The organism is Ferrimonas futtsuensis DSM 18154 (assembly GCF_000422645.1).
Lineage (GTDB): Bacteria > Pseudomonadota > Gammaproteobacteria > Enterobacterales > Shewanellaceae > Ferrimonas > Ferrimonas futtsuensis.
Genome location: NZ_AUGL01000006.1, coordinates 164438 through 176973 on the forward strand (window position 1 = coordinate 164438; position 12536 = coordinate 176973).

Annotated in this window: 9 protein-coding genes; 4 read left to right on the top strand and 5 right to left on the bottom strand. The window is 56.6% G+C overall.

Annotation, left to right across the window (positions count from 1 at the left end):
• The first annotated feature begins 41 nt into the window (after nt 1–41).
• A complete protein-coding gene (locus tag G505_RS0104430) occupies nt 42–2513 on the top strand; it encodes a cation:proton antiporter domain-containing protein (RefSeq protein ID WP_028108483.1) in 2472 nt (823 codons plus the stop codon).
• A 56-nt stretch (nt 2514–2569) separates the two neighbouring features.
• On the opposite strand, the gene trpB is transcribed toward G505_RS0104430, so the two are convergent.
• Entirely contained in the window at nt 2570–3772 is a 1203-nt protein-coding gene (gene trpB / locus G505_RS0104435) for a tryptophan synthase subunit beta (protein ID WP_028108484.1), read from the bottom strand.
• 347 nt (nt 3773–4119) lie between these two features.
• Here trpB and G505_RS0104440 point away from each other — a divergent pair, with 347 nt between their 5' ends.
• Entirely contained in the window at nt 4120–4842 is a 723-nt protein-coding gene (locus tag G505_RS0104440) for a YebC/PmpR family DNA-binding transcriptional regulator (protein WP_028108485.1), read from the top strand.
• Between the two features lie 54 nt (nt 4843–4896).
• Nucleotides 4897–5838 carry a phosphotransferase gene (locus tag G505_RS20560; RefSeq protein WP_035385075.1) on the top strand — a complete coding sequence of 314 codons (942 nt, stop codon included), beginning with the start codon at nt 4897–4899 and terminating at the stop codon, nt 5836–5838.
• Between the two features lie 45 nt (nt 5839–5883).
• Here G505_RS20560 and G505_RS0104450 read toward each other — a convergent pair whose 3' ends face one another.
• The 3 genes from G505_RS0104450 to G505_RS0104460 form a co-directional block, all read right to left on the bottom strand.
• Nucleotides 5884–7755 carry a methyl-accepting chemotaxis protein gene (locus tag G505_RS0104450; protein WP_028108486.1) on the bottom strand — a complete coding sequence of 624 codons (1872 nt, stop codon included), beginning with the start codon at nt 7753–7755 and terminating at the stop codon, nt 5884–5886.
• Nucleotides 7756–8197: 442 nt separating this feature from the next.
• On the bottom strand, nt 8198–10024 hold the full coding sequence (locus G505_RS0104455; protein WP_211219934.1) for a methyl-accepting chemotaxis protein: 1827 nt from the start codon (nt 10022–10024) through the stop codon (nt 8198–8200).
• 354 nt (nt 10025–10378) lie between these two features.
• Nucleotides 10379–11056 carry a hypothetical protein gene (locus tag G505_RS0104460; RefSeq protein WP_157509027.1) on the bottom strand — a complete coding sequence of 226 codons (678 nt, stop codon included), beginning with the start codon at nt 11054–11056 and terminating at the stop codon, nt 10379–10381.
• 234 nt (nt 11057–11290) lie between these two features.
• Between G505_RS0104460 and G505_RS0104465 the strand changes: the two genes are divergently transcribed.
• Nucleotides 11291–11941 (top strand): hypothetical protein, encoded by a 651-nt coding sequence (locus G505_RS0104465; RefSeq protein ID WP_157509029.1) that lies wholly within the window; start codon nt 11291–11293, stop codon nt 11939–11941.
• 54 nt (nt 11942–11995) lie between these two features.
• On the opposite strand, the gene G505_RS0104470 is transcribed toward G505_RS0104465, so the two are convergent.
• Complete coding sequence (locus G505_RS0104470; protein WP_051215884.1) at nt 11996–12409, bottom strand: hypothetical protein; 414 nt, start codon at nt 12407–12409, stop codon at nt 11996–11998.
• Nucleotides 12410–12536: the final 127 nt, after the last annotated feature.

Below are 12536 nucleotides of genomic sequence, written 5' to 3' on the forward strand. Positions count from 1 at the left end.
CGCTTCTATAGTTAGATAAGGCTTGTCGTCGGTAGCTGTCGATGCAGTTTGAGTTGGCCTTGCTGGCCCTGCTGTTCCTGATTCTCTCCCTGCTGGTGGGGGCCCTGGTGCGCCACAGCCTTAAGGGCCTGCCTGTGCCCTACACTGTGGTGCTGCTGATCATCGGCTTGCTGCTGGGACTGGTGCAAAGAGCCGGGGTGTTCACTGGCACGACCCCAATGCTTGCCCAGACTCTGGAGCTGGTCAGTCAGATCTCGCCCCAGGTGATCCTCTATCTGTTCCTGCCAACCCTGATCTTTGAAAGCGCCTTCTCCCTGGAGGTCCACCTGTTCCGACGCATGGCACCGCAAATTGCCCTGCTGGCCATACCCGGACTGGTGATGGCGACATTGCTCACCGCACTGCTGGCCCGAGAGTGGTTTCCCTGGGAGTGGAGCTGGGCACTGTGCCTGCTGTTCGGCGCACTCATCAGCGCGACCGATCCGGTTGCCGTGGTGGCCTTGTTGAAAGAGGTCAGCTCCCGAAAGCGTCTTGAGACCCTGATTGAGGGGGAGTCTCTGCTCAATGACGGTACCGCCATTGTGCTGTTTGGGCTGTTCTATGCCATGGCTGTCAGCGGCGCGGTCAGTGCCACTCCCCTGAACGTGGTGCTGGAATTTGTCTGGGTGGTTGCCGGGGGGCTGATGGTGGGCGCAATCACCGGGGTCATCGTCATCGCTTGGATTGGCAAGGTATTCAATGACCCCATCATAGAGATCACCCTGTCTGTGGTGGCGGCTTATCTGGTGTTCTTCATTGCCGAACGACTGCACCTCTCCGGGGTGGTCGCCCTGGTTACCCTGGCCTTTGTCTTTGCCGGAGCCGGCAGGACGCGTATCTCACCGGAAGTGGCGGGTTTTCTTCACCACTTCTGGGAGATGATGGCCCATATGGCCAACACGGTGATCTTCCTGCTGGTGGGCATCCTGATAGCCGCAAGGGTTCCTCTGGACCAGCCGGACCTCTGGTGGTCTCTGGCACTGCTCTATCCGGCTCTGCTGGTTATCCGGGGAGCCACCATAGGCGCGCTGTTGCCCCTGCTCAAACGCATGGGAATCGGATTAACCCGAGAAAAGGCGCTGGTGCTGCTTTGGGGCGGACTGCGAGGTGCGGTCTCACTGGCACTGGCGCTGACCATCGCTGTGGATGGACTGCTGCCCAGAGAAGTGGCAGATCAAATCCTGTTTTTGTGCGCTGGCACCGTGGTGCTGACCATAGTGGTCAACGGCAGCTCCATGGGTCGACTGCTCGGGCTGCTGGGGTTGAACCGGCTGCCCGAGCCCAAACAGGCCACCGTCGATCGGGTAAAAGGCATCGTCGCCGAGGAGCTGAATCAGATGCTGCCCAAAATGATGGCCCACCCTTTCCTGAATCGGGCGGATTGGGCTCAGGTAAAGCGCAACATCAAGCTGCAGGAACGCACCCTGGACAGTGGTGGCAGGCTGCCGCCCTCCTCCGCCCAAGGGCTGGCGTGTCGCAGACGGCTGCTGGAGACTGAGCGGCAAAGTTACTGGTCTCAATTTGAAAGCGGCACTCTGGGACGTCACTCCACCCAGCTACTGGTGCAACTGGTAGAGCGAGCCCTGGACGGAGACGCTGAGATTGGCCCAAGAGGCGCGCTTCAGCCCTTGTGGGCCACCCCCTTGTGGCTAAGCTGGGGCCGGCGCTTTCCTATTTTTCAGGCGCCGGCCAACAGTGTGTTCTACAACCATCTTGCCCTGGGTTACGACCTGGCCAGGGGCTTCATGGAGGCCCAGCTGGAGCTCAAGTCCCACATCCAGGAACTGGCCCCGGATAACAGTCTGGCTCAACGTCTGGAAGGTGAAGTGGAGCAGAACCTGTCCATGGCAGAACGTCACATCAGTCAGATCCGAGGTTGCCACCCTGAGCTGGTGCAGGCTCTGGAAACTCAGGCGGCCAGTCGGTTGCTGCTTAACCGGGAGCGGACAGTGATTCGGCGGCAGATGGGGATGGCGGTACTGGCCCAGCCAGAAGCCCAACGGCTGCTTGAGGGGGTGGAAGGACGAATGCACAACCTGCAGAGAAGCTCGATAGTGGCCAGGCCGGATCTCGGTGGACAGCCTCACAGCCTGTTTGCCTGGGCGAAGGAGTGCACAGAAGCCACTCAGGCAGCATTGATGGAGCGGCTGGTGATCACCACCTACGGCGAGGGCGAGGTGATCATCGACGTGGACAGTGAACTGACCCGAATCGGGATGGTGGTCGAGGGCAGTGTCGAGTCCAGCTGGCCCACGTCCGGCGGCACAACAGCGGAGATATTGCTCCCGGGTGAGATGTTGGCCCTGTCAGCCCTGAAAAAGGGCCGGTCTAAAGCGCAATATCGGGGCAAGAGTCTGTGCCAAATCGGCTGGCTGGAGCGTGATCTGGTCAACACGCTGATGATCCGGGATCCAGTCTTGATGGGAAGGCTGTCTGAGCAGCTGACATTGGAGACGCGTGCCTTTGACGAGTGAACATAGGACGGCCTGGAGACAGGCCGCCCGAGTTCAGCTATTCCTCCCCGTTGGGATTACAGCCCGAGTTTCTCCGCCACATAGTCGGCGTCTTTGTCGCCGCGACCGGAGAGGTTCACCAGAATCTTCTGGTGCTTGGGCAAGCGCTGGGCTTCACGCATGGCCCAGGCTACGGCGTGGGCACTCTCCAGGGCAGGGATGATCCCTTCCACACGGGACAGGGTCATGAAGGCGTCCAGGCACTCCTTATCGGTGACCGTATCGTACTCAACCCGCTCCAGATCCTTCAGATAACAGTGCTGGGGGCCCACGCCCGGGTAATCCAGACCGGACGCGATGGAGTGCACCGGCAGCGGATCGCCGGCCTCATCCTGCAAAACATAGCACTTGAATCCGTGAAGCTCTCCGGGGCTGCCCAGGGTCAACGTGGCAGAGTGTTCCGCAGTATCCAGCCCCTTACCCGCAGGCTCGACCCCGACGATGCGAACATCATCGTCTTCCAGGAAGGCGGTAAACAGACCAATGGCGTTAGAACCACCGCCAACGCACGCGGTGATCACCTCGGGCAGTTGCTGATGGCGCGCCTGAAACTGTTGCCGCGCTTCGCGACCGATGATGCTCTGGAAGTCCCGTACCATTTTCGGAAATGGGTGGGGGCCGACCACGGAGCCGATGGCGTAGATGTAGTCTTTGGGGTTTTCCATGTACGCGACGAAAGCGCTGTCCACGGCGTCTTTCAGGGTCGCGGTCCCCTGAGTCACCGGAACCAGTTCGCACCCCAGGATCTTCATCTTGGTGACGTTGGGGTGTTCCTTCTCGATATCCACCTGGCCCATGTGGATCTCGCAGGGTATCCCCACCAGGGCACAGGCGGTTGCCAGAGCCACACCATGCTGACCGGCGCCGGTTTCAGCGATAACCTTTTTCTTACCCATGTACTTAGCCAGCAAGGCTTCACCCAGGCAATGGTTGATCTTATGGGCGCCGGTGTGATTAAGGTCTTCCCGCTTGAGGTAGATCTGGGCACCACCGAGTTGGTCACTGAGGCGCTTGGCGTGGTAGATGGGGCTGGGACGGCCCACGTAGTCCTGAAACAGTTGCATCAGCTCCTGCTGAAAGGCGTCGGTCTGGCGGATCTCCTCGTAAGCGAGGTTGATCTCATCCATCACCTGTTTCAGCTCGGGTGGAATGATCTGTCCGCCGAAGGGACCAAAGAAGCCCTGCTCATCGGGCATGGGGGCAAATTCAAAGCGACTCATTTACTGCTCCTGCACTACATCTGTTCTCTGGGCTAACCCCAAACGTATTGCCGAACCTTAACAGTGTAAGCTTTTCATTCCAAGCGTAATTACAGCAATACATGAGCTTGATAAAACTAAAGTATAAAGCCTGACTCCGGGTGTAACGACATCAATACACCCACCCGCCACACGTCGGCGCGCAATGAGGACGGTTCGGCGAGCCGTGCGGTGAAAATCTGGGCTTTCAGGCGGACTCCGTCACCCCAATGCCACAAAAAGCCCCCATGGCGTTTGAGGCTGGGACTCAAGCTGGTATTATCGGCGGTCACCAATTTTGTTTGACTGACTAGACAGAGCCGATCCTTATGGGAAGAAGTTTCGAAGTCCGCAAGCTGTCCATGGCAAAGACCGCAGCGGCAAAGACCAAGGTGTACTCCAAGTACGGAAAAGAGATCTACGTAAGCGCCAAGAATGGCGGCCCCGATCCCGATGCCAACCTTTCCCTGCGCCGACTGATTGATAAGGCCAAGAAGGACCAGGTTCCTGCTCACGTTATCGATAAGGCCATCGATAAGGCCACTGGCGGTGCCGGCGAAGACTATGCACCGGCCCGTTACGAAGGCTTTGGTCCGGGTAACTGTATGGTGATCGTCGATTGTCTGACCGACAACGGCAACCGCACCTTTACCGAAGTGCGCCAGTGTTTCGTGAAAACCGATTCCAAAATTGGTGCCCCTGGTGCCGTGGCCCACATGTTCGATCACCAGGCGGTGCTGGCGTTTGAAGGCGATGATGAAGATGCGGTGCTGGAAGCGCTGATGATGGCCGACGTTGACGTCACCGACGTTGAAGTTGAGGATGGCACTGTCACCGTGTTCGCCCCGCACACCGAGTTCTTCAAGACCAAAACCGCTCTGGTTGAGGCCTTTGGCGACATCAAGTTCTCCGTTGAAGAGATCACCTTTATCCCCCAGACCTACACTACGGTGGAGGGTGATGACGTAGCGCGCCTTGAAAAATTCCTGGCGATGCTGGAAGACTGCGACGATGTTCAGCAGGTCTACCACAACGTAGAGAGCCAGGACTAAAGGTTCTCCTTGCACTAAACCCGGCCCGGTGCCGGGTTTTTTAATGGAGTTTTCATGAGCTTTCCCGTTCAGCCACTGCTTGCCACTACCCAGGCGAAGAGTCTTGTTGAGCTGCAGCTGATTCAGCCCCTTTGGAACCAGTATGGAGGGCTGTACCGGGCACACCTTGATGACGGTCGCAGCGTCATTGCCAAATGGGTTGTCCCCCCGGCTGATCAGGGTGGATTGGGTCATCGGCGCAAACTGCGTTCCTATCAGGTGGAGCTAAACTGGTATCGCCACCATGCAGGGCACTGCGGCGAGGTGTCCAGAGTTCCGGCTTACCTGGGTGAACACCCCCTGGATAATGGCACCTTGATGGTACTGGAAGATCTGGCCACTGCCGGTTTGTCTCCTTTACGTCAGGATCAGGGGCACACCCACCTGAAGGCGATGATCCGCTGGCTGGCAGCCTTTCATGCCCGGTTTATGGGCACTGCGCCAGATGGTTTGTGGGAACAGGGCTGCTACTGGCACCTGGCTACCCGCCCAGACGAATGGACAGCCATGGATTCGGGACCGCTCAAGGACGCGGCGGTGGCCATCGACAACCAGTTACAAGGCGCCCGCTACCAAAGCCTGGTGCATGGTGACGCCAAGGTGGCCAACTTCCTGGGCAGCGATTGCGGTCAGGTGGCAGCGGTCGATTTTCAATACGTCGGTGGCGGGGCCGGCATCCGCGATCTGGTCTATCTGCTGGGCAGCGTACTGAACGATGACGCCCTGGAGGCCCACGCCTTCGAGCTGCTGGACCTCTATTGCCAGGCTCTGATTGGTCACCTTAAAGGACGGGGTTGGAGCGACATTCAGCGCAAGCAGGTGCAGGAGGAGCAGTTGGGCCTGTTTGCCTTTGCATGGGCAGACTTCGAGCGTTTCCTTCAGGGCTGGAAGCCCGGACACTGGAAGCTGGGACGGTTCTCCAAGTCGATGACCAACAGGGCACTGAGCCAGTTGTGACCACCAAAAAAGGGGCCATTCGGCCCCTTTTCCGTGTCGCTGAATCTAGACTTTGAACTGGTTCAGCAACCCATCCTGCTTGTCCACCAACTGCAGCTGCTCTCCCATTGCTTGACTGGCGTCGTCAGCGGCTTCCGCCACCTGCTGCGAGAGCTCCTTGATGTTCAGGGTGCTCTTGTTGATGTCTTCGGCCACCAGGCTTTGCTCCTCGGCGGCGGAGGCGATCTGCATGTTCATGTCGGTGATCTGCTTGATGGCGGCACGGATCTGAGTCAGCGCGGCACTGGAGCTGGCGGAGGTTTCCACCGTCTGACCGGCAACCGCCTTGCTCTCACCCATGACCGCCACCGCATTGCGCGAGCCTGCCGCCAATTGATCGATCATGGCGCGGATCTCCGAGGTGGACTGCTGAGTGCGGCTGGCCAGGGTGCGCACTTCGTCGGCCACCACCGCAAACCCCCTGCCCTGTTCGCCGGCCCGGGCCGCCTCAATGGCGGCGTTCAGCGCCAGCAGATTGGTCTGATCGGCGATGTCATTGATCACCGCCAGAATCGACTCGATGTTGCGGGTGGACTCGGACACCTCTTCAACCACCGCCACAGCCTGGTCAATCTGAGCGGACAGCTGCTCAATGGCGTCGGCGGTATTAGCCACTGTCTGTACGCCGGCTTCGACGGAGTTGTCCGCTTCCTGCACCGCGGCGGCCGCCCCCTGGGCGTTGCGGGCCACCTCCATTGAGGTGGAGGCCATCTCGTTCATGGCGGTGGCCAGAGCCTCAAGCTCCTCAAGTTGCTTGCTCATCGCTTCGCCACTTCGGCGGGAGCCGTCGGCGGTCATCCGGGTGCCGTCGGAGATGCTTTCGGCAATGAGTTTCACCTGAGAAATCATCTCCCTCAGTTTGGAGGAGAAACCATTGAAACTGCCGGCCAGGGAAGCAAACTCGGCGTCGGTATTGGTGTCCATGGTTCGGGTCAGATCACCCTCACCGGAGGCGATGTCCTCCATCGCCTCGTTCAGGGTCCCCAGTGGTGCCATCAGCTTACTCAGCAGCAGGGTCAGAGCCCCGATTGCCAGGGCCAAGGCCAGCAGGGAGTAGAGAACGGCGTCATTGCGCAGTGCCGTCTCCGTGGCGTGCATCTTGTCTGAGTCCAGAGCCACGCCCAGCAACCAACCGGTTTCAGGCAGTGGAAAGAAACGAATGTACTGATCGGCGCCCTGGACCGAAACCTCCTGTGCCGCGCCACCAAAATGGAGGGCGTTGCCGAACAACTCACTGACGGGCTTACCGTGCAGGGACACATCCGGGTGGGTAATAAACTTGTGATCCTTGGTCAACAGAAAGGCGTAACCGGCATCAAACAGATTGACGCTGTTGACCGCCTGATCCAGCTCTTTAAGGCTGACATCCAGAAACATTGCGCCTTTCCAGAGGCCATTTTCCTTCATGGGGACGCCCAGAGAGACCAGGATCTCCCCGGTGACGGAGTCCGGATAGGGTGGCGTCAGTATCACCCTGTCCTGGCGCTTGGCATCGATGTACCAGGGCCGTTGCCGACTGTCGTAATCTGCGGAGGGGTGCCAGTTTACGTCGTTGTCGACCAGGCGGCCGTCACTCTCAAAGCCGACACCGGCCAGGACAAACTGACTCTTGACCACTGGCTTGGTGAACACCGAGTTGATGTTCTGCTCGGAGGGGTCCTCTTCAATAAGGCTCATCATGTAACGGCCCACATCCATCTTGAAGGCCATGTTGTTCTGTACGGACTGGGCAATACCGTTGGCAATTTCAGTGACACTGCTTTCCGTCAATGCGACGATGCTGCGTTTGGTGGTGAGGTATTGGTTTACGGAAAGAGCAGACAAAGCGACCAGCAATATAATGCAGGAGGCAAAGACGATCTTTGTCTTGAATTTCATGACAGTTAGCACCCTTTTTCTTTTCCGAATCTTCTGCGGATTCAGATTAAACAGCATAGTTCCTTTCAGTGCGGCAGTTTTAACATTGGGAATTGTTTGACAGCCAAACGAACTTCCCTTTGATTCTTAGAGGTTTATTTTGCCGTACTCCAGAATATTCACACACTCTTTAAAGCTGGATCAACGATGGCTATCTAAGTTATCGGCCCGATTGTTTAACACTTAACCGACGTGAGAAAGTTGCAGCGGAGGGAATGAAACTAATAGCCTGATTTAGAAAGTGAAAGCACTTACATAACAGGCATTTTTAGATTGGCTTTTTTCTTACTGAAGCAAAACGAAATTAAGATGAACTTCGAACAAAACAGTCAGTCGTTTATATCCCCCTATCGCCATATTTACCTGGATGAATAAGGGGCGATTTCTCGCCCCATCAATTAAGTTAGATCTTGAATTGATTCAAAATTTCTTCCTGCTGACGAACCTCTGCCAATTGTCGCTCCGTTGCCCGTGCGGCTCCGTCCGACGCTTCGGAAATCTGCTGGGACAACTCTTTGATGTTGAGCGTACTTTTGTTGATGTCCTCCGCCACCAGACTTTGTTCCTCCGCGGCCGAGGCGATCTGCAGATTCATGTCGGTGATCCGCTTAATCGCTTCGCGAATGCTGGTCAGCGCCAGATTGGAGCGGTTGGCGGTCTGGACCGTGGCACCCGCCACTTCCCGGCTCTGTTCCATGACGCTCACCGCGGCTGATGCACCGTGCTGCAGTTGATCTATCATGGTTCGAATCTCCGAGGTGGACTGCTGGGTACGGCTGGCCAGGGTGCGTACCTCATCGGCCACCACCGCAAAGCCCCTGCCCTGCTCTCCCGCCCGGGCCGCCTCGATGGCAGCATTCAGTGCCAGCAGGTTGGTCTGATCAGCAATCTCGTTGATCACCGCCAGAATCGATTCGATGTCGCGGCTGGCCTGGGACACCTGTTCCACCACCTCGACCGCCTGTTCGATTTTCCCGGACAACTCCTCAATGGCACAGGTGGTGGCACTGACGGTTTCGGCGCCCAGAGACACGGAATGATCAGCTTCCTGAACCGCGGTGGAGGCTTGCTGTGCATGGTTGGCCACCTCCATGGCGGTGGAGGCCATCTCGTTCATGGCGGTCGCCAGTTGTTCCAACTCCCGCAATTGCGTGGCCAGGGCCACCTGACTCTGGTTGGCGCCGGCGGAAGTGGTGGCGGCGTTGTCACTGATGTTCTCGGCCAGCTCTTTAACCTGGGCGATCAACTGGGTCAACTTGGAACTGAAGCCGTTGAAGTGGCCAGCCAGGGAGGCGAACTCCTCATCGGTATTGGTCTCCAGACGCCGGGTCAGATCGCCATCCCCGGTGGCCACCTCCTCCATGGCTAAGTTAAGGATCGCCAGTGGCTTCATCAGCATCGCCATCAACAGGGTCAGTGCAATCACCGCCAGAACCAGGGCCAACAGGGAATAGGTGATGGCGTCCCGTTTCAACTGTGTTTCTGCCTGATGAAGTATGTCGGCGTCGAGATCGACCCCCAAGGTCCAGCCCAGTGTGGGAAGTGGCACAAAGCGAAGTTCATGGGTTTTACCGTCGATCTCGACCTGTTGAATCCCCTGATGGAGTGCCAGTGACTGACCAAACAGCTCAGACGCAGGCTTGCCATGGTATTGACCCTCAGGGTGAGTAATGAACAACTCATCCCGGTTAAGCAGAAACAGGTAGCCCGCATCCAGTAGATTGATGGCATTGATGCGGTTGCTGAGCTTATCCAGGCTCATATCCAGGAACATGACGCCACCAAACTGGCCGTGGCGCTGCATGGGCACGGTGATGGAGACCAGGGTCTCTCCGGTCATGGTGTCCTGATAGGGCTGGGTAAAGGTCAGCCGGTTCGCAGCCTTGGTTTCCCGATACCAGGGACGTTGCCGGGCGTCGTAGCCGGCAGGGGTTTTCCAGTCAGGGTCGTTGTCCAGCAGGCTGCCATCGGTGTCAAAACCGATTCCGGCCAGCAGAAAGCCCTCCTTGATGGCGGGTTTCGAAAAGATGCGACGAATGTTCTCTTCGCTGACCTCGTCCTCAATCAGGCTCATCATGTAACGGGCGGTTTGACCTTTTAGGGCCATCTCCTGCTCAATGCTGGCTGCCAGGTTGTTGGTGATCTCCTCCACACTGGTGCCGGTCAGAGCGGCGATGCTCTGTCTGACGGTGAGGTATTGATTAAAGGAGAGCGCCGATAACGCCAGCATCAAGATAGTGCATGAAGCAAAGACTATCTTAGTCTTAAATTTCACGTGAATTTTCCTGTGTAGTTTATTTATTGTTTGAGATTCTCTGAGTGTTCAGACATCAACATTGTCTGCGGTGACAAAGGGTCGCATTCATAAACGTAAACGACAGTGATAATAGTCACAGGATATACAACTGATAAGGCCATTGTAGTGATGGCGAATTGTGGCAAGCGATATTGGCAAATCTCGCAAAACGTAAAACAGGCTTTAGATCAGGATTTCTGTTTATGCAGGAAAAATAAGTTTGCCTTGTATTACTCCGGCGTCAAATTACAGGCGCCAAAAACATTTCTGACGCCTAATATCCGCATATTATAATCTAAGTGACTCCTCGATGGGTTTGCCGACATAGGCACTTTTGGCCAATGGCGCCTGTATCCCGCTGATGGGGAGCCAGCCATCGGGGTCGGCGCACACCGACGCCACGAGGGGCAACTCCCCCCGGCTGAGGATGCGGTTTCCGTAGTCTATCTGGAATGCCCACTGCACCAGAAAGCGGAAAATTTTGTGGTCCCGGCGATACAGCTTCAAATGAAGGGCTACGTCTTTGCCAGGCTCAAGCCGATTGCGCTCATAGGCAGCGATGGCGCCCTGGCACCTGGGGTGTTTGGCTTGAGGCATCGCTGCCAGTTGCTGAAGGAACACGGTTTCCAGGGTGATACGCTGTTCAAGCCAGTTGATCACCCGCGAGGCGCTGCCCACCTCAAATCCCTGGATCTTACTGTCCAACAGGGCCAGCCGCTCCGGATCGCTGGCACGAGACAAAGACATCAGTTCCATGACGGTCCAGGGCTGCTCATCAAACTGCTGTGGCAGCTGAGGGTAGGCCTGAAAGTGGGCCTCAAGGGGAGCCATCAGGGCAAACGCACGCTGCTGATTGGCCTCCACCTCCACATAAGGCGTTTCCTCAATGACGATGGCCAAGGCCGGTTGACAGTACACAGAAGCCAATAATATAAAGCCAATTTTGCGTCCTAGCGTTAATAACATTGTCATAATTCTATGAAAGGCAAATTCCAATCGTTCCTTTAAGACAAAAAGCTGTCTCTCTGAAACCAAAAGAATAATTAATGGAAACTTCTTGGATTCCAGCGAGCATTACAGATAGCATTGGTAATAATTCGACGCAACGTCAAGGATAAATACGTGAAAAGTACTTACTTGATTCTGTCGCTTATATTTTCTATTAATGCCTCTTATGCTCAGTATTTTGATCAGGTGTATATGAACAGTGACCTGGGTCAGCTCGAGTATGACGAAGAGTGCACCCTGATGAGCGAGGATGCCTTTTATGACCTGCTGGATCAGTGTTATGACCAGGTGGATGATGGCTCAGACCTCAATCAGGCTCAGGCCGAGCAGCGCCTCGAGGCCTACCGCAGCTGCCTGTCGGCATCCGGCCTGCCCCGTGCGACTCAGCAGGCCTGCATTGACCTGAGTAAACGCAGTCGTCAGCAAGCCTTTGCCGCCATGGACAGTTTCTTTGGCCAGTTGGCCCAGACCCGGGGCACTGAGGGGATCACCTTGCCGCTGCCCCCGGACGCCAGGCTGGTGAATCATGTGTTTCCCGAGGATTTTGGCGGCAAAATGGGCAACATCACCCTGACGCTGGCTTCGGCGGTATTCGATACAGACTTGGAGATCAACCAGGTGGCGGAATACTACCGGATTCAGGTGGGGGAGTTTCTCGAGTACCGCCACGGTGACGGCACCATCTCCTTTATTGAGGGCGCGGGAATGGAGGTAAAAGAGCCGGCGGAGCTGCTCAAAGCCCAGATGACCAAGCCCAACATCCAGATCCTGCATAACGTGGATCCCATGACCGGCGATCGCCAGGCCGGTGCCCAGGTGACTCTTTTCTATAACAGGTTATAACGGCCACAGGCAGCCGGTTCGCTGGCTGCCTCAATCTCTTGGATGAAGTTTAAACTAATGATCGGCCAGCCAGTCGAAACTGGCATGGTGTTCCACCCCGGCGTCATCGGTCATCACCAGATTCAACCGCCACACCATATAACCCGACGCACAGCTGCCGTACATCAGAGTGCCCTGCCCCTGTTCATCAAAATTGACGGGCAGGCGCCCCATAAACATATCCCGACCCTCAACCATGGCCGACGTGAGCTGCCAGCTCTCTGGCTTCTCCAGCTTAAGGGCCAATGGCTGCTCGCTGGGAGCGCTGGCCGGAGTCATGGACAACGACAGCGTCTCACCGGCTTGCAACTGGACGCAGGCCCCCTGCTGAAACTGGCATAAGCCAGGTTCCGCTTCCCTGACTTCTTCTGTACAACCGGCCAACACAAGGGCAAAAAGTGTGAAGCCCGTCATCCTTTTAAACTTCATTCAATACCACCTTGAATTTGCAGGATTTTATCTGCAACATTTCCCCAACAAAACTTGATCGCGATCAAAGTCGATCTAGGGGTTTGTGCTAGGTTTTTTGACCGACCTCAAGTATCATGGTCGTGCC